The organism is Lachnospiraceae bacterium KGMB03038, from assembly GCA_007361935.1.
Classification (GTDB): Bacteria; Bacillota; Clostridia; order Lachnospirales; family Lachnospiraceae; genus Massilistercora.
The window spans coordinates 2,963,255-2,988,597 of record CP041667.1; the positions used below are offsets into that span (position 1 = coordinate 2,963,255).

Consider the following 25,343-nt stretch of genomic DNA (forward strand, 5'->3'; position numbering starts at 1 on the left):
ACTATGGACCGGCGTCTTATGCTTTACGTAATTCTTATATGCTTCCTGCTGCCTCTGTTTATCCACAACAACCTCCTATTTATCCACATTTTCCATGAATTATCAATTTGGGACAGGGCTTTTTCAATCCGGGCCGGGGGATTTTTAAAAATACCCCGGCCCCACCTACCAGCGCTGCCAAAAGAACAGCAATGCCCCTATCCCTTTCCCCAGCGCGATCCCCAGGATGATAAGCGCAATTCCTCGCGTCAGTTTTGCTCTGCGGGCAAATATGGGAAATACGTTCAGAATTTCTGCCAGCGCCATAGCCCAGCAGCCGGTAAATATACCGGCGAACAGTCCAAAGACTGGCGCAAGCCACGCTCCATACGAGATACTAAGATGGTAAACGAAAAAGATGTTCCCAGTTATCCCTCCTAAAGCTACGCTGGTCTCGTAGAGCAGTATATGTTCCCCCGTATGGGTCCGGTCGGCAAAATCTGAAATCACACCCAGTTCGACGATAAAGGAAAAGAGTCCTCCCGCCGCTACAATACCCGCGCTAAGCCCGACGACTGCCAGAAGGATCTGTTCTGCCCATGTCCCCATCCACATCCAGCTCTGTCCCCTTTCTGGAATAGTTTTCGATCAGCGTAGTCTGGATATCATTCTCATAAAGCCTCATTTCCACTTCCATCGGTGTCGGATCCGCTGAAAACCGTTTCTTGCCAAAATGATTGAAGAAAACTAAGATTCCTATGATCAGGCCGAGGCAGTAGCTAAACTCCAGAATCGTAAAACCATCGCTGGTCGTTCCGGTCACCAGCTTATATATCTGGCCGAACAGCTTCGTCACATCCACATCATTGTTAAACGCCATAATCGAAAATGCCGCTCCCGCAAAGCTGATCATCGTTACGGCCCCTACTTTGACCACATGGAGTATCCCGCCTGTATCCTTTTGTTTCTCGTATGTCACGATAAAATCTGGTTCACCCATATTCTGTATCTCGGCCTCCGGAAACACAGAATGAATACCAGCCACCACTTTCAAGATCGATACTGCCGCGCGGTTTTGCCGCTGATCCTGGCTTTTGGGGAACTGCAGAAGCGGAATCTTCTTGATCCTGGCCAGCATCGGAGCCTCGGTACATTCAATCTGGAGAACATCGCCCAGCGTCACTTTCGGAAAGGATACTTCTACATTTCTGTCCGCCTTTACATAAACAGTCGCGCTCCCTTTTCCCATATCCTAATTCCCGCCATTCTCCGTCTCCACTTTCACCAGCGTGCCTTCGCTGATTTCCGCCTCCCCGCTTACGTCCGCGAAATAATAGATCAGCCCCAGAAGAACGGCGGCCGCCACAACGCAGACCAGGCATACCCTTAGTTTCTTTCTTGCTTCATCCATACTGCCCACAGTCCTTTCTGTTTTGTTTTATTTAGTATGGATCAATTTCGCGGGAAATATACATAGGTATGCCTGTTAGATTTTCTCACGCATTTGTTTTAAAATCTTCTTCTCAAGCCGGGACACCTGCACCTGGGAAATTCCCAGTTCTTCTCCCACCTGGGACTGTGTCCTGTCGGCGAAATATCTTAGATAGATCAGTTTCCGTTCTTCCTGGCCGAGGGCGGACAGCAACTGATTCAAAAGCATGCGGTCCAAAACCTTATCTTCCCCTCCCTCCCCCTGAGGGAGTTTATCCATTAAACGGATCTCCTGCCCATCCTTTTGAAAAATAGGCCGATGAAGAGATTCCACTTCTCCCCCCGCATCCAGAGCCATGGTCAGTTCTTCCCTCTCCACCCCCAATTCCCGCGCGATCTCTGTTACCGTCGGTTCTCTTCCCCAGTCCTCCCGCAGCCGTTCCCGGCATACGCTGGCCTTTCCGGCTAATTCTTTCAGAGATCGGCTGACTTTGATCATCCCATCGTCTCTTAAAAATCGTTTGATCTCGCCAGATATCATAGGTACCGCGTAGGTGGAGAATTTCACCTCATATTTCAGATCAAATTTGTCAATTGCTTTCAAAAGTCCGATATTCCCGATTTGGAACAGGTCTTCCGCCTCTACGCCCCGGTTTCGGAACCTTTTGACGATACACCAGACCAGTCCTTCATTTTCTTCTACCAGACGTGCTCTCGCTTCTTCATCCCCTTCGTGAGACTTTCTGATCAAAGCGATTGTGTGGTCCATAGTTTCCGTCCTTTTCCAATGGTCTTTTTCATTTTAACGATAGTTCCTTTTCCAGGACTTGAAAGTACTTCCAGACTATCCATAAAAGCTTCCATAAAAGAGAACCCCATACCGGAACGGTCTAATTCTGGTTTTGTCGTAAACAATGGCTCCATAGCCTGCGCGACATCTTCAATTCCCCTGCCCTTATCCTCAATTTCCAAATACAGGGTTTTCCCCTCTGTCCGACAGCGGATATAAATATTATGTACCTCATTCTCATATCCGTGGATGATCGCGTTGGTCACCGCTTCCGATACCGCTGTTTTCACATCTGAAACTTCCTCTACCGTAGGATTCAAAGAAGTCATAAACGCCGCAACCGTTACGCGCGCAAAAGACTCGTTGGACGAACGGCTGTCAAAGATCAATTCCATTTCATTGGTATTTTCCATTTACTTCTCCTCCTCATAGATCTGAATAATTTTAGTTACTCCCGACATGGTCAATATCTTCCTCATTCTTTCATTGGTATGCACAGCGCATACTTCCCCTCCCAGCATATAGATTCTCTTATACCTTCCCATGATCACCCCTATCCCCGAGCTATCCATAAAATTGGTCTGCGCAAAATCAAAGATAACATACCGGATATGGTTTCTCTCGATCAAATGATCGGATTCTTTGCGGATCTCTTCCGCATTGTGGTGATCCAGTTCATGTGGAAGAAAAATCGTCAGACAGTTTTCCTGTACCTGGTACTGCATAGTCTTCCCCCTTTTATTGATTTTCATACACCTTGGCTCTTTTTTCCTGCGGTAAATAAAAAGAAAAGGATATGCAGGTTTTTGCATATCCTTTTCTTTCGTACCTAATTTTCTTCACTATCTGTACTTCCGGAAGCGTTATCTTCTGAATCTCCGTCTCCGTTTGACGCTGCGCCTTGGGAATCACTGCTTCCCGAATTCTGCGCGTCCAGCGCCTCCTGGGCCGATGCGGCAGCTTCGGTATCTGGATAATCCTCCAAAATCTTTTGATACCAAGTATTCGCTTGGTCCTGATCGCCATTTCCTTCATAGGCCTGAGCCAAAAGCAGCATTGCCTGCCCATCCTGGTATCCCGCATCCATCTGCATCACCTGTTCCAGATTAGAAATGGCGCTTTCATAGTTCGCCACATTAACATTCTCCTGAGAGGTATTGAACAGCTTTTCGCACATTCTTGGATACAGAGAGTCCCGTACCTCTTCGTACCGGTCTCTCCCTAATGTTCCGAGAGAATCCGCGTTAATCTTCAGCATCTCCTCCAGCATAGCGTTATCACTCATATCATTGGCGTTAAAATGCTGATAAACATTGATAACCGCCTCATAGCTCTCTTGCGTGGACTCAGCGGTTGCCTGGGCATCCTGGCTGGCCTCACTGGTAGAGCGGTATTCTTCTAATTCTTTCTGCAAAGCGCTGATCTGGGCCTCCTGGGTGGCAATCTGGTCGCTGAACTGAGCTGTTTGTTCATTGGTGTCTCTCTGCCTGGAAGAATTCACAGCAGGCATGATCAGAAACCACATAACCGCTACGCCCACAACCAGCCCGATCAGAATATTGATGATCGTGTGAAGTCCTGTGTTCTCTTTAAATCCAGATGCCACAGGCTGGATGATCGTCTCATTTCCAATGCTGTACGTAACTGTCTGCTGCTCCTCTTTTCCCTTCTCCTTTTCCTTGATCCTTACCGTCCGGGATTTCCGGATCTGGTTGAGCTCATGCATATATTTTAATGTGATCTCATCGGTAGTATCCAGTTTGTGAGCAGTCCTTAACATACTTCTGGCATTGCCGTACTGCTCTGTCTGAATATATAGGAGAGCCAGCAGCTGATAGGCTTTCACATACGCGGGGTGGGCCGACACCACTTTTTTCAGCTGGATGATCGCCAAGTCTTCCCCGTTCTGCCGGGCATATTCCAAGCTCTGGTTAAATTTCTTCACCGCCTGATCGATGGCCTCCAGCTCTCCAGGGACCTCCTGCACCTTGCTGATATAATAGTTCGCAATATTATCATGGGACTGAAAATTCTTACTTAAGATCCACTCCACCAGGCCCTCGATCACATCCCCGCGCCCGTAATAGACCAGCCCCAGCAGATTCCTGGCCGCAATATTCGCCTGGTTATACTGGAGACTCTTCCGAAGGGATTTGATCGCCCCGGACAGATCCCGGATATTGGCCTTTTTCAATCCGTCATTGTACCAATAGTTTGACTGGTACACAAGTTTCATCGTATAATCCATAAATGACCGATTCCTTTTTATTTTGTCTGCTCTATCATTTCCCGCAGAATATCTGTCATGTCTGTCAGGTCCTCCTGATAGACCGCATTCTCAATATCTTCCACTTCCAGACTAGGCTGGAATTTCTTTAATTCTTCCTCAAAATCAAGCATAAGATCTGCCTCCTGCCAATTCTTTTTTCACCTCGCCGGCCAGATAAAGAGATCCCACACAGTAGACCTCCCCTTCCTCCCTGAGGGAAAAAGCCGCCTCCAAAGCCTCCGTCGGCGTGTCTCGCCAGAGGACTTGCTCCTTTGTATACTTCTTAAACAGCCGTCCCAGTTCTTCTGCCGGCACCGCTCTTTCATCATCAAATCCGGCAGCTATATAAGCCTTTGCGCGAAACTTTCCGCAGAGACATTGGATCATTTCCTCATATTTTTTGTCTGAGGCCGCCCCAAACACCACCACCGGCCGTTCGTTCTCTGCCAGGTCAGGATACAAAAGCTCCACGCTCTGGATGAACCCTTCGATCGCTCCCGGATTGTGGGCGCCGTCCACAGTCAAATGAGGCGCCGCCTGTTCCATGCGTCCTTCCCACCTTACAGAGGCCACTGCCTCCACCCAGCGCTCCATATGGGTCTTTTGATCCGCAAGCAGACACTCTGCGGCCTGCAGAGCGATCTCCGTATTTGTTACTTGGTAAATCCCACAAAGGGGGACGTGCCAGGTAACATCTCTATCATACGCATTCCGTCTTAAAAATGCAATATTGTTTCTATGAACTTCCAGGATTTCGAACGCATTTTTCGAGATTTCTCTACACGGCGCTCCCAGTTTTCCTGCTCTCTCCCGGATCACCGCCGCCGCTGTCTCATTGCTGCCATCGAAGATCACCGGTACTCCCGGCTTTATGATTCCCGCTTTCTCTCCAGCGATCTCTTCTATCGTCTCGCCCAGGATATCGGTATGGTCCAGACTGATAGACGTTATAACCGTCAAGGCCGGCTGCTTTGGCGCGTTGGTCGCATCCAGCCTGCCTCCAAGTCCAGTCTCTAAAATGATATACTCTGTGCCAGCCAGAGCAAATGCTGTCATACCCATTCCAAACAGGAACTCGAAATAGGAAGGATGCTCCATTCCGTCACGCTCCATGCTTTCCGCCGCCTCCAAAGCTCTGCGAAACACCCGATAAAAGGTATCGTCACTGACAGGGCATCTGTTGACCTGGATCCTTTCATTGATCGAGATCAGATGGGGCGATGTGAAGAATCCGCAGGTCTTTTCCTCCGCCTCGAGAACCGCCTGCAGGCATGCGCACACAGAGCCTTTTCCATTGGTCCCCGCCACATGGACAATTCTTTGATCCAGTCCCGGATCTCCAAGCCTTCTCAAGAATTCTCCGGTATGCACAAGGGAATGTTTCCTGGTAAATCTTGGAAGGCGTTCAATATAATCTACCGCCTCCCGATAGCTTCTTGGATGCATCATTCTTCTTCCTCACCTGTCTGCTCTACCCAGGATTTTGTCTTATCTGTCCCGGTTCCTTCCATTACTGTCAGGGTCCCATTCTGATAAATATATTCATTAGACTTCCTAAATAGAGTATCACTGGATCCGTATTGACAAGTATAGATCACATCCCCGTCTTTTAACTCTGTAGAGGGCAGGTCGATCCTGGTATTGTTCAGAAAGTCTTTCTCCTGTTCTTCTCCATTGACATAAACTCTGGTGTAAGCGGTAAAGTTCTCGCCATACAGACTGTACCCCTCTTCCAGATGGGGCACGATATCGGTCAGCGTCACATCCCGGACGCCCATCACCATATGCCCTTCTGTAATAGGCGGCTCCCCGTCATAGACATATTGCTCCCCATACAAGATATCATACTGCAGCACCTCCAGATCCGCCAGATAGTTCTTGGTCTGCCGGCGCTCCTGATGATAATTGAACACAGTTCCGGAGTGGATGCCCAGCCGGTCAAATACATCCGCCATAATCTGATAGGATGGGATATTCCGGTCTTCTTTCTCAAGACCAATATTGTCCCAGATCACATAGTTGGTATTGTATAGGTAGCGGCTCTTTAAATCCTCCGCTTTCAATCCCATCGTAGGAAGATGATCTCCATAGAATACTACCACCGTAGGTTCGCCGCGTTCTTCAATAGCCTTGATCAGATTCCCGGCAAACTGATCCATTTCATAGACCTGGTTTACATAGTATTCCCATTTATTTTTCAGAGCTTCATCCTCAATGCCCTCCACCGTGATCTCTGGATTCTCGATCTTTTTCTCTTCCGGATAATCTCCGTGTCCCTGCACACTGATGGTAAAAACGAAATCTTTTTGCTCGGTAGAGTCCATAGCGTCCAGGATATGGTCAACCAGGATATCATCTTTGGCCCAGCCGTTCTCCGTCAACTGAAGGATATTCATAAATTCCTTGCTGGTAAAACTGTCAAAGCCCATATTATTAAATACCCTGGCTCTGCTGTAGAAATTACCGCCGTTATTATGCAGGGCATGGGTTCCAAGCCCAAGAGAGCTAAGTGCGGTCGCCGCGCTTTCGCAAGGTGTTTCTTTTAAGATCGTCTTATAAGGATACTCGCCCGGTCCAAAATACCGCAGATTCATTCCGGTCAGCACCTCAAACTCTGTATTCGCTGTTCCCGCTCCCACAGAAGGTACTTTGAAATATCCTGATGAATACTCTTCAAACATTTTATGCAGATTCGGACACGCATCCTTCGATGTGGTAAAAAACTCCGCCTCGTCTACATCAAAAAAGGATTCTAACTGTACGAAAAGAATGTTGGGCAGTTCCTCCGCGGACTGCTCCGATTCATTCTTCGTGATCTCTCCGTTATTGCTGATCTGAGCAATCGTCTCCTCACTATAATCGTTGGGTTCACTGATCCCGGTATTGAACAAGCTGGCCATAAAACAATAGGGGAGGCCGTAATCCTCATAGGCAAAAGCAATATTTCCAAAATAGGTGGACACTACTCGGTTCTCCACTGCCGCATTGGCCGCGATACTGTAAACAAACGCCCAGAATCCAATTCCCGCGACAGCCAGGACCCGATGCATTTTCCCCGTGTACTGGCCGCCCCGTCTCCACATAGAGATCACCCAGATCACCACCGCAACAATCCCCACAATGAGAACTACCACTTCAAAGCCGTTAAAATAGTTGTTGATCAGACTAAGCCCTTCTGTAGCCGCCTTCAAATCCTGAGCGTTAAACGGCGTCACGCGCTTGAGCAGCATATATCCATTCGCCACTCCAAGAATCAGCCAGAGCACGCTGACAATGATCCTGGCAAAAACTCTCCGCCGAAACAGATAAACTACTGAGAAAGTCACAAAGATCATAAACGCGTTATACAAAAACACTACCGGCGTCTCTGTCATATAATTCCACGCTTCAAACACAGAATGTCGGGAGATAGCCTCGATAGCAAAATTGATCACGCAGGCAAGCAGCGCGTGGAACAAGAGGGACAGACGGTTCATGATCTTCCACACCGGCTGCATTTTCTTCGCGAAAGCGCTGTTTCTTCTCTCCTCCAGGATTCTTATACGTCTTTCTTTTCTCGCCTTCCAATAGGCTTTGATATCCTCTTTTTTCAGATTCCTTAATTTCTGGATCTTTCCTTTGATATCCGGCTTCTTGAAATGGATTTTTTTCATCGGTCAACTAACCCCTTACGAACGTTTTGCTTTTAAACCTTCCAGTCTTTCTGTCACCTGGTCTATCATCTGTCTATAAGTTTCTAATTTGTCCCGTTCTTCCTGGACTTTTGCCTCCGGCGCCTTACTTACAAATTTCTCATTGCTTAGCATCCCTTCGGCCCGGCTGATCTCTTTGGTCAGACGCGCTTCCTCTTTCGTCAGGCGCTCGATCTCCTGATCGAAATCGATCAGTTCCTCTAAAGGCAGGCAAACGGTCGCATCCGGCACAACAATAGACACCGCGTCCTCCGCGATTCCCGCCTTGTCATTCTGAATGATGAGATCATTGAGAGCCGCCATATTCTGGGCGGATCCACGCAGAGATTCCAGCCCCCGGCACAGCGCCTCATCCTCGCATACCACGTAGGCGGTAGCTTTCCTGGAGTTTGGCACATTCATCTCGGCCCTGACATTCCGGATTCCCCGGATGATCTCTTTATAGTGGTCTGCCACATTCTCCGCTTCCGGGAAATTCCAAGCCTCATCATAAACAGGCCACTGGGACATCATCAGCGATTCTTCTTCCGGGATCAGCTTGCTGTAGATTTCCTCCGAAACGAATGGCATATACGGATGCAGGAGTTTCAGCGCTTTCTTTAAAACCTCTCGCAAAGTCCACATCGCGTCATTGGCGCTCTGGGGATCTTCTTCCCCGTGATAGATGCGGTATTTCGCCATCTCGATATACCAGTCGCAGAATTCATCCCAGATAAAATCGTAAATCTTAGCCAAGGCGATGCCCAGCTCAAATTTATCCATATTCTCGGTCACATCTTTGACTACATTATTGCAGCGGGACATGATCCAGCAATCCTCCGGATACTTCTTCACGTCTTCTGGCTCCGCGATCTCTTTGTCTCCCAGGTTCATCAGGATAAACCGGGACGCGTTCCACACCTTGTTGGCAAAGTTACGGCTGGCTTCTACTCTCTCGTTGTAGAAACGCATATCATTTCCAGGCGCGTTTCCTGTTACCAAGGTCATACGCAGCGCATCTGCTCCGTATTGATCGATGATCTCCAGCGGGTCGATTCCATTTCCCAGAGACTTGCTCATCTTCCGGCCCTGGGAATCTCTTACCAGACCATGGATAAACACGGTATGGAATGGTGATTTTCCAGTCTGTTCATAACCGGAGAATACCATACGGATGACCCAGAAGAAAATAATATCATATCCTGTTACCAGCACGTCTGTAGGATAGAAGTAATCCAGATCCTCTGTCTTATCGGGCCATCCCAGTGTAGAAAATGGCCACAGGGCGGAACTGAACCAGGTATCCAAAGTATCTTCGTCCTGGGTAAAATGGGTACCGCCGCATTTCGGACATTTCTCCGGCGTTCCCCTGGACACTACGATCTCGCCGCATTCGTCGCAGTAATAAGCCGGAATCCGGTGTCCCCACCAAATCTGCCGAGAAATGCACCAATCCCTGATATTTTCCAGCCAATGCAGATAAATCTTGTCAAACCGTTCCGGCACGAATTTCAGGTCCCCATTTTTTACAGCCTGGATCGCCGGTTTAGCCAGCTCCTCCATACGTACAAACCACTGCTGTTTTACCAGCGGTTCTACCGTAGTATGGCAGCGGTCGTGGGTTCCTACATTATGAGAATGAGGCACTACCTTTACCAGATAGCCCTGCTCTTCCAAGTCTTTTACCATGACCTTGCGGGCCTCATAACGGTCCATTCCCGCGTACTTGCCGCCGTTCTCATTGATGGTGGCGTCATCGTTCATCACATTGATCTCCGGCAGGCCGTGCCGTTTTCCAACCTCAAAGTCGTTGGGGTCGTGGGCCGGCGTGATCTTCACCGCTCCGGTTCCAAATTCTTTATCCACATAAGAGTCAGCTACGATCGGAATCTCCCGCCCTACCAGCGGCAGGATCGCCTTCTTCCCTACAATGTCTTTGTATCTTTCATCATCTGGATGCACCGCGATCGCCGTATCGCCCAGCATAGTCTCCGGACGGGTGGTGGCGATCTCCAGATAATCGTCGCTTCCTACGATGGGATACTTGATATGCCAGAAATGTCCTTCCTGCTCTTCATGCTCTACTTCCGCATCTGAAAGAGAGGTCTTGCAGACCGGACACCAGTTGATGATCCTGGACCCGCGGTAGATGTAGCCTTTCTCATAAAGTTCGATAAACACTTCCTCTACCGCTTTTGAACAGCCTTCATCCATAGTAAAACGTTCCCGCTCCCAGTCACAGGATACGCCCAGCTTCTTTAACTGTCCTTCGATCGTTCCCGCATATTCCTCTTTCCACTGCCAGGTGCGCTCTAGGAACTTCTCCCGTCCCAGCTCTTTCTTGTCAATGCCCTCTTCCTTTAACTGGTTGGTCACTTTTACTTCTGTAGAAATGGCCGCATGATCGGTTCCCGGAACCCACAGCGTATTATATCCCTGCATCCTTTTATATCGAATGATGATATCCTGCAATGTATTGTCCAGGGCATGTCCCATATGCAGCTTCCCTGTGATATTCGGGGGCGGCATTACTGTAGTAAACGGTTTTCTGCTGCGGTCTACTTCCGCGTGAAAATATTCATTCTCACACCACTTCTCATACAGCTTTGGCTCAATCTCTTTGGGATTGTAAGTTTTCTCCAGGTTCTGACTCATAGTTTCCTCCTCATTCTCGCATTTCACACTTTTTTCACATTTCTGAAAGAAAAAGCCCTTTACGATTACGTAAAGGGCGATTCATTTCGCGGTACCACCTTCATTATATAGAAGAAACTCTCCTATATATCTCCTCTTGTTCTTTAACGGGAACGAATCCGGGACCTCCTACTTCTCCCAGACCTCTCTGGTCGGTTCAGCGATCCGGCTCAAAAGCTACCTTCCGCATTTCATTTCCTTTGGCCCCTCTCAGCCTGTGGGCAGCCTTCTCTGTCAGAATGACGCCTGCGTACTCCTCTTTTTCATCGCCTTTTGCACATAAACTATTGAATATGATAGCCAGCGGGGGGAAATTTGTCAAGGTTATTAATAGAAATTTAAGGATAGCTGTTGATTTTACTGGCCTGGGAATTGATTTACTTATCTTTTGCTTCTATAATGCTCTCTAGAGGACAAACAAAGAAGCAGATACAACTAAAGAAAGGGGTTAGAGCATGACAAAATTTGAAGAATTCGAAGCAATCATCGCACGCCTGCGCTCCCCAGAGGGCTGCCCCTGGGACCGGGAACAGACTCATACCAGCCTAAAGAAAGGCTGTATCGAAGAAGCCTCGGAAGTAATCTGCGGCATCAACATCTTAGATAAAACCGGAGATTCGGAAAACCTAAAAGAAGAATTAGGGGATCTTCTGCTCCAGATCGTCATGCACGCCCAGATTGCCAAGGAAGAGGGCCTCTTCACCATGGATGACGTGATCCAGACCGTCACCGACAAGATGATCCGCCGTCATCCCCATGTATTTGGAACCGTTGAAGTTTCCGGCTCCAAAGAAGTGCTGGAAAACTGGGCAGACATTAAGAAACAGGAGAAAGAAGGCAAAGAATGGATGGAAACCTATCTGCCGGAAGCCTTTGATGAGGCAGAGGGATTGATCGAGGCCGCAAGGAAAGGGAAGGGGTTTTAACCCTTCCTTTCTCATGTCTCCATAAACGCCTCCATCAGGCTTCCAAACTTATAATACTCCACTACTCGTTTTAAGCCTTCCAGGATCTTTTCTTGAGAATAATCGTGAGCTTCCAGAAATGCCTCCGGCTTCCCGCTTAATTTGTCATAGAACAGCAGCGCTCTCCCGAAATGGGTCTGGTTCTCTGGTTCCAACCCTTTCGTCAAGAGGCACTCCGCCTCATTGATGTTGCCTGCTTCCAGCATCGAAAATAAATCCGTCCCTTTTTCCTCCTCTGGAAACACCATTTCCTCTTTGTCAATGTCTTGATTTAATACCAACAAAATAAGGATCCTTGCCAGCTCATGAGCCAGTCCCATCATACTCTTGTTCATCTTTTTCCCTTCTCCTTTGTCTCATTCTTTCTGATACTTCTTAGACTGTTGAAGTTGGGAAAAAGTTTTAAGAATTTAAAAAATTTTTCAAAATATTTGTAAGATCCAAAAGGGACAGGGCATTTTTAATTGGGGCCGGGGGATTTTTAAAAATCCCCCGGCCCCAATTGATCATCTACCTCTTCTTTTGTCGGAACCGACACGGATGCGCCTTTCCTGGACACTGCGATAGAAGAAGCTTTCGCCGCCCGCCTTAAGGCTTCTTCTCCGGTTGCCCCTTCTATGGCCGCCGCTAGGAAAAATCCGGTGAAGGTGTCTCCTGCCGCGGTTGTATCTACTGCCTGCACGGGAAAGCTTTCCTGGAAAACTTTGGTTTTTCCATCGCTGTAATATGCCCCCTTTGCGCCTACAGTCAGTACGACTTCTGCTTCTGGGAAGCGTTCATTCATTTTCGCTAAAATTGCAGTAAACTCCTTCTCTCCAGTAATCTGTTCACCTTCTACCTCGTTAAGGAAGAACAAATCTACTTTGCTCAAATCGCACTCTCCAATATGCTCATCAAAGGGAGATGGATTCAATACGACTTTCATCCCTTTTTCTTTTCCCTTTTTGATCAGAACATCAATCCGGTTGATCTCGTTTTGCAGGAGTAAGATATCTTCTTTCTCAAAATGAGCCAGCACTTCCTCAATATATTCTTCCGTGTTCTGCCGATTAGCTCCCGAAAAGAGCAGGATGCTGTTCTGCCCCTCATTCGACACCTGGATGATTGCATTTCCCGTCCTCACTGTACTCTCCCGGATCAAGGAAACATCTGCGCCAGCCTCTTGGCAAAGATCCTTCAAAAACCTGCCGTCTTCCCCGATCAAGCCGGCATGGAAGACCTTTGCTCCCGCCTTCGCCAGCGCAATAGACTGATTCAATCCTTTTCCCCCTGGGAAAATCTCCAGTGTCTGGGAAGTGATCGTCTCACCTGGTTTTGCAATGTGCTCTACCCGGTATGTATAATCAATGTTGAGTGAGCCAAAATTTAGAACTCTCACGTTTTCTCTTCCTTTCTATATTTCCTCTCCTATTGTCTCCTTTTCACCTTCGCTTTTCCCCTCACTGCATACCGCAGTGCTTTCCCGCCGGATCAATTCCGGCTGGAAGGTGATACATTTGTGGGACACCGTTTTGCTCTCCACCTCTTCTACCAACTGTTTAGCCGCTTCCTGCCCCATATCGTAGATTGGCTGACGTACCGTAGTCAACGGTACATCCAAAAGCTCCGAGAAGAAAATATCGTCATATCCTACCAGAGAAATATCTTCCGGCACACGAAGCCCTTTCTTCCGAAGCTGACTGTAGGCTCCATAAGCTGCCATATCATTAAATGCAAAGATTGAGGAAACCTTCTTTTCCAAAAGACAGTCTACAGCCTCCACACCACTTTGGCGGCCGTACCAGCCTTCGTAGATTAGTTCTTTTTGAAATGGTACTCCATATTCCTCCAGTGCTTTCTGATATCCCTGCAGACGCTCCAGGGAATCTTCCAGACGGAACGGCCCGGCAACACATCCAATCCTCCGGTGTCCCAGCTCCAGCAAATGTTTGGTTGCCAAATAACCGCCCTGCCGATGGTCTACGATTACCGAGCAGCATTCCGCCTCCACAAGGAAACGGTCGATCATTACAAAAGGAATTCTCAGCCTTTTCATCAGATCAATGCTCTCTCTGGCGCTATTTTGATCTGTATCCTGGGCCATACAAAATAAGATCCCGTCTACCCCTTTATCCGCCAGAACCTGGATATAAGACAGATCCCTTTCATGCTTATCATTGGTATTACACAAGATCAGATTCCATCCTTTTCGTCGGCACTCATCCTCCACACCCTTGGCCAGATTGGCAAAAAACACATTACTGACATCAGAAATGATCAGACCAATCGTCTCTGTCCTCTTTTTTACAAGCCCCACAGCCAATTGATTGGGATGGTAATTCAATTCCCTTGCCGCATTCATAATGGTCTCCCTGGTCGTACTTGGGATTTTCTTCGCCTTATTGTTCAGGACCAGGGAAATGGTTGTCACAGAAAACCCCGTATAATTTGCTATATCCTTGATCGTTGTCCTCAAAATATCTCAACCTCATCCGTCTGATTTCTATATCCTTCTATTCCGTCGGTCCCTGTCTTGTCCTGGATATTCTGTGAGTTTATTATAGCGTATATTTCCTTTTTTTGGTTAAAATAGTCGGCTTAAAATCCTGATATACCGCAAATATTTTTCAATCTCTACGTACTCGTTGGGTTTATGCGCCATTTCATCCTGCCCTGGTCCCAGGAGAATGACTGGGACCTCTGCCTGATCCCTTATCAGAATCGATGCATCAGTAAAAAAATGGATACCGGTATGTTCTACGCTTCCCGCCTCATACCGAATCGCCCGTTCAATGCGTTTCACCCATCCATTTCCCGGATCAGTCTCTATGGCTTTACGGTTATTTTCTAAGCGAAGTTCCATCCTAAGCTGTTCTCTGCTTTTTTCAATCAAAGATGCCCGGATCTCTTGAGTCCACTTAAGCACTGTTTCTGCCCCGATCCCAGGAACTGTGCGGATATCCATACGGATTTCCGCTTCATCTGGCGTCATATTTGGAGCAATCCCTCCCAAGATCCCTGTGATCTGGATTGTAGGCCTGCCCAATAGTTCATGCTCATAGTCCGCAAGCCTTTTTTTCAATTCCTGAAAAAGAGCGATCCCATACTCCACAGCATTGATCCCCTGCTGCGGATATGCGCCATGGCTGGTCTTCCCGTGAATCAATGCTTTGAGCCAGATACAGCCTTTTTGGGCTATCCCAATCCGGCCCCCGGTGGGCTCCCCGATCAGCAGAAGGGAAACATCCTCCATCAAATACTCTTTCAGGATCTGCTCTGCTCCCAGCCCGCCTTTTTCTTCATCACAAGTAGCAAAAAAATAAATCGTCTGCCGCGGCACATGGCCCTTTTTCTTCATCTGTCCCAAAGCATAGACCATCGCCGCAAGGCCGCTTTTCATATCACTTGCGCCTCTGGCGTAGATACAGCCATGTTTCTTCGAGGGCTGGTCCGGCTGGGTATTCCATTCAGACAATTTCCCATAGGGCACCGTGTCCAGATGCCCGTTCCAGACCACTTTCTCACTTGTCTTTCCCTCTAGTACAGCCACCACATTGGCATGTTTTTTATCAATCTCCTGAACTACTGCATTCACACCACAGTCTTTCAGATAATCTGCCAGAAACCAGGCCAGCTTTCCTTCGTTATCTACACCATTGACACTAGGGATACTCAACACCTGATTTAAGAATTCTTCTTCGCTGTACTGTTTCATCTCATTTTCCATCCTATCTGCCGCTTATCTTGTCAGCCAGTCCATAATTCCTTGCCATACTTTGTCATATTCGTCCCACTGGCAGAATTCCATTGGTGCCCAATGAGGAGCGCAGTCAGATGTAAATACAGCGCTTTTTCCTTTGCCATATTCTCCAAAAGCGATGAATGGGTCTTCTCCAACCGTAACCGCCAACTCCGCCTCTGGTTTCAAGATGGTTTTATTATATCCCAATACTTCCGGCCATTCTGACTGAATTTCCTTCAATGCCTCATGCTCTTTAACTGTCACTGGACGGATACCCTCGCAGCGCTCCATTCTGTCATCCACTGTCAAAACCTCTACCGGCAGGACTTCCTGTACCGCCGTATCATGCCATTTTCCTTTTGCATCCACACCGGAGAAGGTCAGATACCCGCCTATCATCAAGAGACTTCCCCCATCCAGCACATAGTCCCGGATCAGATTTGCCCGGTTCGGCCGCTTCTCGCTCCTAGTAAATGTAGCGGAGGGAAGCAGAAGCGTATTTGCTCCAATGTCTGACAGAATCACACAATCATAGTCTTTCAGTTCCTCCATTGTAAATGGAAACTTTTCAATCGCTTCATGATTTGGTAAAAACGTCACTTCATAGCCGCCTTTTTCCAGCGCTTCAACAAGCCATTTCTCTCCGGTCTCATAAACCGACGTATAAAAACTATCAAATCCTTTCACATGGGTGGTATAGCTCACCCATGATTCTCCTGCAAGTAATACTTTCTTCATAATCCTTTATCCACCTTTCTTCACGATTCATTTCAATTATGACTGGTAGAGAGGCAACCCTCCCACTCCCATTTCCTGATGTGTTCCAAACCGGCTCACCCAGTATCCTGCATGTCCTGAACCGCGCAGGCAACGGTTTTCAAAAGCCGTAAGATGCCCATTGGTCACTACATAGGTGGCCTGCTTATCATCCACATCTACCACTGTAAGGTTAGCATAGGAACCTGGGGACAGATTCCCATAACGTTTCCATTCCTGACAGCCAGTCCGTATAGCCAGCAACTTGGCCGGATTGGCAGTCATCGTCGCCACTGCGCTCTGACGGTCCAGCACTTGATCCTGGATCAGTTCCAGAATACAGGGAATATTATCTCTGGTATCTCCAAATCCTTTCATTGTAGACTGATTCTGTCCATCAGATACCAGAATCTTAATTTCTCTATCGGCCACCGCTTGCAGCGCAATCTCCTGTGCTTTCCTGTCGATCTGCAGTCCTTCTCTGCTGCCTCTGCCTCTGCGGAGCATGGTGGTTACAAATTCCCCTGTAATATGATCTTGTCTGCACAGATCTATCACTTTTTTCATAGCTTTTACCGGATCTCCATGGGTTCCGCAGCCTACTGCACTGGCATGCCCCAAATGAACAGCTCTCCCATCCGCCAGATCACAGATTCTTTCCGTATGGCGAATGTCCTGTGTATGAGACATAAATACCAGGCCGGCCTCTTCTGTAATCTGAAACAACTGCCGTATCTTCTCATCCGGAAGAAGGAAATGCCCCATATGTTCTTTAATTCCCACCGCATAGGGAGCCGTTTCATTGGTAATCCAGTTCCGGCTTAGCTTCTGATCCTTTCGTTCTTTGGAAAGCTCTCCTTTGAAGAGTTGGATCAGTTCTTCTGTATCCAGCATCGTTCCAAGTACATTGGCTCCTCCAATATAGGCTCCCAAGTTGATGGGAAGCCCTCTGTCAACCTCAGCCCCTAAAAGAGCTGGCGTCATAAATGTGTTTCCAGCCCCCGGTGTCAGCCCCATCGTTACACCATCCTCCACGGCCCCCCAGGCCGTCCGGGTATCAAACTCATAGAGGTCGCTGATATGCAGATGCATATCGATCAAGCCTGGCCATACTTCCAGTCCCCGGCAGTCAATCACCCGGTCCTCTGGCAGACAGCTGGCTTCTAGTACTACATCCTGAATCTGGTCTTTCTCAATGACCACATCCCGTATCTCCTCCAAACGGCTGGCGGGATCTATCACCAACCCTCCTTTTAAGATTAAACGCCCTTTCCTTTCGTGGGCTTTTAGTATCCCATAGTCTAATGTTCCGTACATGCGTCTGCCCACTCCAAAATTAGATTGGCATAAATCTTAATTGCATCCAGATACTGTTCTACCGTCACATATTCATTGACCGCATGACACTGTTCCAGAGACCCAGGCCCATACTGCAGAGTCGGGCATTTCACGATATTGTACCAGGTACGGGAATCACAGCCAGCCGGAGATCCTACAATCTTCACATCCCTTCCCACCGCATTTTTATATGCCGTTTTGAAGGAATCTACGAAAGGATGTGTCAAATCCATTTCGAATGGATTTCCCGTCTGGTAGATGCTGATCTTCGGCTTATGCTCGGACAGCCATTCGTCTCCCTCACAGCGCTTCAGAATCGCATTCGTATATTCTTCCACCACCTGCTCATGGCTCATCAATCTTGGCAGATAATGAACACAAGTCTTAAAGCAGCAGTAATCCGGTATCGTAGAACCAGCTTCTCCACCGTAAATCACGCCCACATTACTGGACGGAGGCGGAAGAAGCGGATGTTTATACTTTAACAGCCAGCGATGCTCCAGCTCGTCAATTGCTTCCATCAGCTTATACGCCTTCTCAATTGCGTTAACCCCTGCAAGTTTTAATCCTGAGTGTACTGCGATCCCTTCTACCTCTACCTGAAAGAATACCCATCCCATATGGGCCGCGATCAATTCGTAATTGGTTGGCTCACATACTACCACCGCATCAGCCTTCACGCCGCTCATAGCTGCGCAGAGAGATCCGTTTCCGCCTCCCTCTTCATCGCATACAGAAGCATATTTGACTGTAACCGGAAGCTCGATGCCTGCGTCCTTCAGCAGTGCGGTAGCCATAACAGATGCCATCAGCCCTGCTTTCATATCTGCCACGCCAAGTCCTGTAATCCGATTCTCGATCACTTGGGGATTTAGCGGCGGAATAACCCAGTGCTCTTCATTTTCTGCCGGCATATGGTCAATATGCCCATTGAATAAAATAGATTTCTCCTGTTTCCCCTGGAAGGTTGCATACACATTATAGCGGTTCTCATAATTATGTCCCGTATTTCCCTCCCGGTAAAGCTCTTTACACTTTAAGATACTCTCTTCTTTTAAGGGATCTTTCTCTACTTTATCCGCTCCCAGTTCCTGAAACAGTTCTGCCATATAATCCTGACCGGCCGCTTCCAACCCGCCTTCAATCCCGTGGCCAATATCATGGGTATCGATACTGACTAATTTCAGCAGACAATCAATATATTTCTGCTTATTGGCTTCCAGCGCTTCTTGAATTCTCTTGTCTTCCATGATGTCCTCCTTTATTTCTGTTCTATATCTCTCGATAATTCTTCTATCTTTTTTGCCACTGCCTCCGCCAGCTTTGCATGCTCCTCAGCCGGGAGATGGATGCCATCATAATCCCCAGCCTTTACAAATTTTCCCGTTTCCAGGAATGTCCATCCCATTTCATCTGCCATTTTCCGCAAATATCCCGGAAGCCGTCTGCTTTTTTCTTCTGCGTATCTTCCAAATTCGTCCCGAAATGGACTCTTTTCTAATTCTCGGATCGGCGCCGGTGACAAAATCAGGATCTTGGCTCCTTTCTCCTGAAACACTTTGGCTACCGCTTTCACATTTTCTGCAATATCGGCCGGTTCTGAGGTATATTCGTCCTTACAGTCATTGGTCCCCAACATCACCGCAGCTACAGAGAGAGGGGCATTTACCTCAGCACATACCCGGGCTTCCAGATATCCATTGACAAATGCTTCCGTTGCGCTCTCATGCCGGGTAGTACGCCCGCATAGTCCGTTTTCAACAACCTGAAAATCTGCTCCAAGTTTATCCTGAAGAATGCCCGGCCACCTTTGTTTCCAAGGGATTCTTCCGTCCGTCTTCGGTTCGTATCCCCAGGTATTCGAATCTCCGTAACATAAAACCGTCTTCATCATTTTCTGCTTTCCCAGCGTTCTACAAAGTCCGCCGCATTTAAAATATCACTCCCCAGCCCCAGCTCTTCTGCAATAGCTCCAATCTCGGTTCGTTTGATCTTACTTTCCTTTAATATTTCATCCTGACTGAAGATTTCTTGTGCCGTGCCGTCTGCGATAATATGTTTATTCGCCATAGCTACTACTCTCTTGAAATTATCGGCCGCGAATTCCATGTCGTGAGTAATCGTAATCACACCAATTTCTTTTTCTTCCAAAATGTTCAAAAGGTCTGAAAGGATCTTGATTCCTTTCAAATCCTGCCCAGCGGTAGGCTCGTCCAGGATAATATACTGTGGTTCCGTTGCTAAAATCGCTGCAATCGTAACAAATTTCCGGATAACATAAGGAATCTCGAAGGGATTTTTGTCCAGAAATCGTTCGATTTTCATGATTCCAGCCGCTTCCTCTACCTTTCTTTTGATCTCTTTTTCAGAACATTTATAATATTTAGGCATATAAGCAATCTCTGCATAAACGGACTGATTAAAGATTTGATCGTCTGGATTTTGAAATACATATCCCACGTGTCGGGCAATCTGAGCTGTGGTATAGTCTTTCGTATTCTTGCCGTCTACCAGCACATCTCCTTTGGTGGGTTTATGCAGACCATTCATCATTTTTACCGCCGTTGTTTTCCCTGCGCCATTCTGTCCTACGATTGCCACCCGCTCTCCTCGTTTTACCGTCAGGTTTAAATCTTCATTGGCGAGAAATCCGTTGGGGTACTCAAAATATGCATGTTTTAACTCAATCTGATTCACTGCTGCTCCATCCTTTCCCTCAATAATCTCACACATTCTTCCTTCGTCACCGGAATATGCGGTAATGTGATCCCATGCTTCTCCAGCTCTTTACTAAGAAAGACCGCTTGTGGAAGCATCGCTCCTTTTTCCAGGAGAGAAAAATCACTTAAGACCTCCTCTGCCGGCCCTTTTGCCTGAATCGTTCCATCTCCGATCACGATTACTTCATCAGCATATTCCGCCAGAAGATCCACTTTATGCTCTACCAGGACAATGGTCTTGCCTTCTTCTTTCAACATTCGTATGATCTCAAAAATTCCCTCTGTTCCTGCCGGATCCAACTGTGAAGTTGGCTCGTCTATCACAAAGATATCCATATCCATAGCAATAATTGAGGCAAAAGCTACTTTCTGCCGCTGGCCTCCAGAAAGCCGGTTCGGATCATTCTCAAGCAAATGCTCAATCTTTAAAAGTTCTGCAATCTCAACGACTCTCCGGATCATTTTTTCTTTCGGCACACCTAGATTTTCCAGACCTAGCGCAATTTCCTCAAAAACAGTTTTACGCACGCCGCTGATCTGGGTGAAAGGATTCTGGAAAATATATCCCATCTTTGTAGAAAGAACGTTCTCATCAATACTGCGGATATCTTCTCCTTCTACTAGCGCCTCGCCTTCCAGCTTCCCTTGATAGAAATGAGGAACCAACCCACGGAGAAGATTACAGAACGTAGTCTTTCCTCCCGCGTTCTCTCCGATCACCCCGTAGAATTTCCCTCTCTCCAGCGTACAATTTACACTTTTCAGCGCCGGCTCTTTCGCCAGAGGGTAGGTATATGTAACATTTTTTAATTCTATAAGATGCATAACACAATCCTCCCTACGATCAATGCGGCAAACGCAAGATCAAATAAAATCACAACCGCTTTCTCTTTCCCACTCACCTTAGGAAGCTCAGACAGAAATGTATGTTCCACTGGTGCGGAGAACGCTCTCGCATCCATGGCGATAGACTTTTCCTCCGTGCTGGAAATCGCATTTAAGACCAAAGGCCCCATCACCGGAATATACGCCTTGGCTCTCTGGAATACATTTCCTTCTGTCTCGATTCCTCTCGCCTTCTGTGATTCCATAATAATTTTCGCATTCTGTCCCAGATCTGTGATAGTCTGGAAAGAAGAAAGGATCACGAAGGAAACCATATGAGAAACCCCTTTTTGTTCCAGCATATAAGTTAGATCCTCCATCGGCGTCATCTTTACGAACAAAATGAAGGCGCCGCTGAATGCCAGTACCAAAGCAACGATATTTAAACCAGACTGGATACTTTCTGTAGTTATACAGATCCCCCAAATCTGATAGAGTACGTGTTCTCCCGGCGAGAACGCCGCTTTTACCAGGAACAGAAATACGCCAAACAGGAGCAGTACCTTCCAGTACAGGGAAAAGAAGGAACGGAAACAGCCTGCTGCCGCTGAAATCAATATGAAGATAATAACCATGGCAAATCCGTAGATAAAATTCTGTACAATAAATGGAGATAATCCCAAGACCAAAAGCAGATTCGCCTTACTCAAAGGATTCAGATCCCGGATAGGATTACCGGTTCTTTTAGGCTCCATATATTTTTTCGCAAAATCGTAATTCATAAAGTACCTCCCGCTTTAAAGAATTTGCAGCCATGCCGCTGTATCAGCATGACTGCCCCCTTCCTAGTCCTCTTTAATAAAATATTTTCCATTCGGAAGTTTTACAACAAATCTTGCCGGCATTGCCTTTAATACAAAGAAAATAATGATCAGGCAAATAATCTTGTCGGTTAATTCAGAAGTCAGTTCGCTGACAAATGTAGCCGGAACCACGTCCCATCCAGCAGCCATCAGAGTTGTCACGATCACACTGGCTCCCGTCCCTACAAATCCACCATAAAGGGTAGCCGTGATCGGCACTGCGATACAGGTACTGATGATTCCAATCATGATACCGTTCAAAGGCGCTTTCCAAAATGCAGAGAACATGCCTTTCTTAGCCATCAGATTAGCCAGAACACCAAACAGCATTCCAATCACGGTGTAAGGCAGCAATGTTGGCAGAGAAATTGCATTAATCAATCCGCAGCCAAGTCCTACTAATAGACCTGGTCCCCATCCGCAAAGAGCGCCGACCACAAAAGTTCCAATACTATCTAAGAATACCGGAAGTTTTAAAAGTACAGCCAGCTGGCCTCCTACTACATTTACCGCAATTCCGATTGGGATCAAAAAGATTGCCAGTTTATTCAGTTTTTGTTTCTGTGTACTCATTTTGTTTTCCTCCTTTTCTCTCTCGCGCGGTCTCACAACGCATTTTCGTTTGGTAAACCGTTTTTCCTTTTATCTATGTACAGATTATAACTTGATTTTTTATTGTTTTCAACTGGGAAAATTCACCGATTTGGTAGATTTATTTTATCCTATTTACACAAATAAAAGTTTTTTTATTGTAATTTTATACAAATTATTTCCTCGTTTTTGTTTATATTTACTTTTTGATAAATCGTTTTACTCATCTAACAAAAAAGACAGCCAAAAATACTTTGCTTTTTTGACTGTCATCTCTTTCTTTTATAAAATTTTATGCCTCTTCTTCCAGCAGATTGGTCATACTCTTCAGACCAATCCCGATTGTAGAAGCGTTATGCAGAAGCGCCGCCGTATTGGGCATAATTCCCCCTGCCGCTCCAAGTCCCAGGATTCCTGTGTTGATCCCTACGATCGAACGGTAGTTGGAATGAATCCGGTTCATCAGCTCCATGCTCAGCTTTCTGAGCCTGACCAGACTATAGAGGTCCTCTCCGGAAATGGTCACATCCGCGATCTCCCTGGCAATCTGAGCCCCCTCATTCATGGCGATACCCGCATCTGCCGCTGACAATGCCGGGGAATCGTTGATACCGTCTCCCACCATGATCACCTTTCGTCCCGCTTCCTTTTCCTTCTCCACAAATCTCGCTTTGTCTTCTGGGAGCACTTCCGCGTAGTATTGATCCACCCCAGTTTTTGCCGCAATGGAACGGGCCGTCTTCTCACTGTCCCCGGTCATCATCACAACTTTTTTGAGACCGCGGTCCTTTAGCTGGCGCACCACATCTGCCGCCTCTTCCCGCAGAGGGTCCGCAATCGTAATAACTGCCGCCAGCTCCCCTCCTTTCGCCAGATAAAGGTAGGAATATTCCTCTGGGAGATGCTCCAGCATTTCACGGTGTTCTTCTGGAAGGCGGACCTTCTCATCTTCAAAGATGAAATGAGCGCTTCCGATCAGGACTCTCTCCTCTCCTACATTGGTGGCAATACCATGAGCCACCACATATTCCACCCTACTATGAAGTTCATCGTGGCCCAGTCCCCTTTCTACCGCCTTTGCTACTACAGCGTTTGCGATAGAATGAGGAAAATGTTCCTCCAGGCAGGCTGCCAGACGCAGAAGCTCATCCGCGTTTTCCTGACAGGTGGATACCACATCGACCACGGTAGGCTGCGCCTTCGTCATGGTTCCTGTCTTATCAAACACGATGGTATCTGCCTCTGCCACCGCCTCCAGAAATTTCCCGCCTTTCACTACAATGCCATGATCGGAGCACTCCCGCATAGCGGAAAGCACAGACACCGGCATGGCCAGCTTCAAAGCGCAGGAGTAATCTACCATCAGCACAGACAGCGCCTTCGTCACATTACGAGTCAGAAAATAAGTAAGAAATGTTCCGGCAAATGTATAAGGCACCAGCTTGTCCGCCATATGCTCAGCCTTTGCCTCCACTGTTGATTTCAGCTTTTCGGATTCTTCGATCATATGGACAATCCGCTCATAACGGGTATTCCCTTTGGCTCCCTGCACGCTTAAGACCAGCTCTCCTTCTTCTACCACCGTTCCGGCATAGACTTGGCGTCCTTCCTTTTTCGCTACCGGTACCGACTCTCCGGTGAGAGAGGCTTGATTTACCATTGCCTCACCAGAAACTACTACCCCGTCCGCCGGAATGGTCTCGCTGACCCGTACCAGAAGCTCATCGCCATTTTTTATAGAGTCAAACGGGACTAAAATCTCATCCTCTCCCCGTTTCAGCCATACCTTATCCACCTTTAAAGCCATACTCCTTGCCAGATCATCCACAGACTTCTTATGCGTCCACTCTTCCAGCAGTTCCCCCAGGTTCAGCATGAACATAACAGAGCTTGCCGTATCAAAATCTCCCCGCAGGATAGACACCAGGATTGCCGTCCCATCCAGCACCGCCACTTTGATCTGCCCCTTCAGAAGACAGCGGATCCCGGCCGTCACATACCGCCAGGATCGGAAGATAGTCAGTATCACCCGCACAGGGCAGGGCAGAAATAGCCGTTCTATCCCTTTCCGCACCGCGCAGGCCATTATCTTCTCTTTATAATATTGGTTCAGCTCCCTCCCCGTATTTTCCGGCACAAGACTTTTGGCAGTTTCCTTCTCCAGATCCAGCTCCCCTATCGCCCGGATCAATGCCAGCCGGTCACTTTCATATGTTACCGCCACACTTCCAGTGCGTTCATAAACCTTCACATCCGCCACACCGGGGACCTGCGTTAAATAGCAGTACACGGCTTCCGCCTCATGTATGGCAAAAGAACCCGATTCGGCAACGAAACGGATTCTTCCCTGAATCTCATGAGCAATTCTGCATTTCATTTACTCAACCTCTCCCTGCTTCTGCTCTTCTTCCCTCTGGCGATTGATCTCTTTCGCCTCAGCCAGTACATCCTCCGCATTCTCCTGTACCCTGACAGTCGCTTTCATCACGCACTCCCTTCCTCTCAGTCCTGCGGCGACCACATTTGTGTAGACCTTCTTGGCATCCTGGCTGCCCAGAATCTTAAGTCCGGCAGTTCCAAATAGAACTCCCGCTCCAAATAATCCAAGGCCTTTCGTACATTTCATACAATCTTTCCACATATTCCATCATCCTTTCTCATATGTATCTTTCATATTCCCTATACTTTAGCACAGGAAATAGAGATTGGCATGCAAAAAATGCATTGTTG

24 protein-coding genes are annotated in these 25,343 nt (G+C 47.5%); 1 reads left to right on the forward strand and 23 read right to left on the reverse strand.

Going from position 1 to position 25,343, the window contains the following annotated elements; all coding sequences use genetic code 11:
• Nucleotides 1-165 precede the first annotated feature (165 nt).
• The 9 genes from FND36_14620 to FND36_14660 all read right to left on the reverse strand — a co-directional run bounded on the left by FND36_14620 (nucleotide 166) and on the right by FND36_14660 (nucleotide 10,795).
• A complete protein-coding gene (locus tag FND36_14620; protein ID QDW75650.1) occupies nucleotides 166-588 on the reverse strand; it encodes a stage V sporulation protein AB in 423 nt (140 codons plus the stop codon).
• On the reverse strand, nucleotides 542-1,228 hold the full coding sequence (locus tag FND36_14625; GenBank protein QDW75162.1) for a stage V sporulation protein AA: 687 nt from the start codon (nucleotides 1,226-1,228) through the stop codon (nucleotides 542-544). Before FND36_14625 ends, FND36_14620 begins: the two co-directional genes overlap by 47 nt.
• Before the next feature lie 237 nt (nucleotides 1,229-1,465).
• Nucleotides 1,466-2,179: a SigB/SigF/SigG family RNA polymerase sigma factor gene (locus FND36_14630; protein ID QDW75163.1), complete on the reverse strand. Its 714-nt coding sequence runs from the start codon at nucleotides 2,177-2,179 to the stop codon at nucleotides 1,466-1,468.
• Nucleotides 2,158-2,613 (reverse strand): anti-sigma F factor, encoded by a 456-nt coding sequence (locus FND36_14635; protein QDW75164.1) that lies wholly within the window; start codon nucleotides 2,611-2,613, stop codon nucleotides 2,158-2,160. The genes FND36_14630 and FND36_14635 overlap by 22 nt, the downstream gene beginning before the upstream one ends.
• Nucleotides 2,614-2,925 carry an anti-sigma F factor antagonist gene (gene spoIIAA, locus FND36_14640; protein QDW75651.1) on the reverse strand — a complete coding sequence of 104 codons (312 nt, stop codon included), beginning with the start codon at nucleotides 2,923-2,925 and terminating at the stop codon, nucleotides 2,614-2,616.
• Between the two features lie 104 nt (nucleotides 2,926-3,029).
• Nucleotides 3,030-4,448: a tetratricopeptide repeat protein gene (locus tag FND36_14645; GenBank protein QDW75165.1), complete on the reverse strand. Its 1,419-nt coding sequence runs from the start codon at nucleotides 4,446-4,448 to the stop codon at nucleotides 3,030-3,032.
• A gap of 144 nt (nucleotides 4,449-4,592) precedes the next feature.
• Nucleotides 4,593-5,918, reverse strand: a complete 1,326-nt coding sequence (locus FND36_14650; GenBank protein QDW75166.1) for a bifunctional folylpolyglutamate synthase/dihydrofolate synthase — start codon at nucleotides 5,916-5,918, stop codon at nucleotides 4,593-4,595.
• Nucleotides 5,915-8,122: an LTA synthase family protein gene (locus tag FND36_14655; GenBank protein QDW75167.1), complete on the reverse strand. Its 2,208-nt coding sequence runs from the start codon at nucleotides 8,120-8,122 to the stop codon at nucleotides 5,915-5,917. Before FND36_14655 ends, FND36_14650 begins: the two co-directional genes overlap by 4 nt.
• Nucleotides 8,123-8,137: 15 nt before the next feature.
• On the reverse strand, nucleotides 8,138-10,795 hold the full coding sequence (locus FND36_14660; GenBank protein QDW75168.1) for a valine--tRNA ligase: 2,658 nt from the start codon (nucleotides 10,793-10,795) through the stop codon (nucleotides 8,138-8,140).
• Nucleotides 10,796-11,289: 494 nt separating this feature from the next.
• Between FND36_14660 and FND36_14665 the strand changes: the two genes are divergently transcribed.
• Nucleotides 11,290-11,760: a MazG family protein gene (locus FND36_14665; GenBank protein QDW75169.1), complete on the forward strand. Its 471-nt coding sequence runs from the start codon at nucleotides 11,290-11,292 to the stop codon at nucleotides 11,758-11,760.
• A gap of 11 nt (nucleotides 11,761-11,771) precedes the next feature.
• On the opposite strand, the gene FND36_14670 is transcribed toward FND36_14665, so the two are convergent.
• The 14 genes from FND36_14670 to FND36_14735 form a co-directional block, all read right to left on the reverse strand.
• Nucleotides 11,772-12,134, reverse strand: coding sequence for a hypothetical protein (locus FND36_14670; GenBank protein QDW75170.1), 363 nt, complete (start codon nucleotides 12,132-12,134; stop codon nucleotides 11,772-11,774).
• Between the two features lie 146 nt (nucleotides 12,135-12,280).
• Nucleotides 12,281-13,177, reverse strand: coding sequence for a ribokinase (locus FND36_14675; GenBank protein ID QDW75171.1), 897 nt, complete (start codon nucleotides 13,175-13,177; stop codon nucleotides 12,281-12,283).
• Nucleotides 13,178-13,192: 15 nt separating this feature from the next.
• On the reverse strand, nucleotides 13,193-14,254 hold the full coding sequence (locus tag FND36_14680; protein ID QDW75172.1) for a LacI family transcriptional regulator: 1,062 nt from the start codon (nucleotides 14,252-14,254) through the stop codon (nucleotides 13,193-13,195).
• Nucleotides 14,255-14,362: 108 nt separating this feature from the next.
• Nucleotides 14,363-15,493 carry a M20 family metallopeptidase gene (locus tag FND36_14685; protein QDW75173.1) on the reverse strand — a complete coding sequence of 377 codons (1,131 nt, stop codon included), beginning with the start codon at nucleotides 15,491-15,493 and terminating at the stop codon, nucleotides 14,363-14,365.
• A gap of 24 nt (nucleotides 15,494-15,517) precedes the next feature.
• Entirely contained in the window at nucleotides 15,518-16,261 is a 744-nt protein-coding gene (locus FND36_14690) for a cytoplasmic protein (protein ID QDW75174.1), read from the reverse strand.
• 33 nt (nucleotides 16,262-16,294) lie between these two features.
• Entirely contained in the window at nucleotides 16,295-17,593 is a 1,299-nt protein-coding gene (locus FND36_14695) for an amidohydrolase family protein (protein QDW75175.1), read from the reverse strand.
• Entirely contained in the window at nucleotides 17,578-18,864 is a 1,287-nt protein-coding gene (locus FND36_14700; GenBank protein QDW75176.1) for an ArgE/DapE family deacylase, read from the reverse strand. The genes FND36_14695 and FND36_14700 overlap by 16 nt, the downstream gene beginning before the upstream one ends.
• 11 nt (nucleotides 18,865-18,875) lie before the next feature.
• Nucleotides 18,876-19,508 carry a hypothetical protein gene (locus tag FND36_14705; protein QDW75177.1) on the reverse strand — a complete coding sequence of 211 codons (633 nt, stop codon included), beginning with the start codon at nucleotides 19,506-19,508 and terminating at the stop codon, nucleotides 18,876-18,878.
• Nucleotides 19,505-20,311 (reverse strand): energy-coupling factor ABC transporter ATP-binding protein, encoded by an 807-nt coding sequence (locus FND36_14710; protein ID QDW75652.1) that lies wholly within the window; start codon nucleotides 20,309-20,311, stop codon nucleotides 19,505-19,507. Before FND36_14710 ends, FND36_14705 begins: the two co-directional genes overlap by 4 nt.
• Nucleotides 20,308-21,159 (reverse strand): ABC transporter ATP-binding protein, encoded by an 852-nt coding sequence (locus tag FND36_14715; protein QDW75178.1) that lies wholly within the window; start codon nucleotides 21,157-21,159, stop codon nucleotides 20,308-20,310. The genes FND36_14710 and FND36_14715 overlap by 4 nt, the downstream gene beginning before the upstream one ends.
• Entirely contained in the window at nucleotides 21,147-21,941 is a 795-nt protein-coding gene (locus FND36_14720; protein QDW75179.1) for an energy-coupling factor transporter transmembrane protein EcfT, read from the reverse strand. Before FND36_14720 ends, FND36_14715 begins: the two co-directional genes overlap by 13 nt.
• A 63-nt stretch (nucleotides 21,942-22,004) precedes the next feature.
• On the reverse strand, nucleotides 22,005-22,595 hold the full coding sequence (locus FND36_14725) for a hypothetical protein (GenBank protein QDW75180.1): 591 nt from the start codon (nucleotides 22,593-22,595) through the stop codon (nucleotides 22,005-22,007).
• Nucleotides 22,596-22,905: 310 nt separating this feature from the next.
• A complete protein-coding gene (locus FND36_14730) occupies nucleotides 22,906-24,990 on the reverse strand; it encodes a heavy metal translocating P-type ATPase (protein QDW75181.1) in 2,085 nt (694 codons plus the stop codon).
• The gene (locus FND36_14735) at nucleotides 24,991-25,254 is read right to left on the reverse strand and encodes a hypothetical protein (GenBank protein ID QDW75182.1); all 264 of its coding nucleotides are present in this window, start codon (nucleotides 25,252-25,254) and stop codon (nucleotides 24,991-24,993) included.
• Nucleotides 25,255-25,343 lie beyond the last annotated feature (89 nt).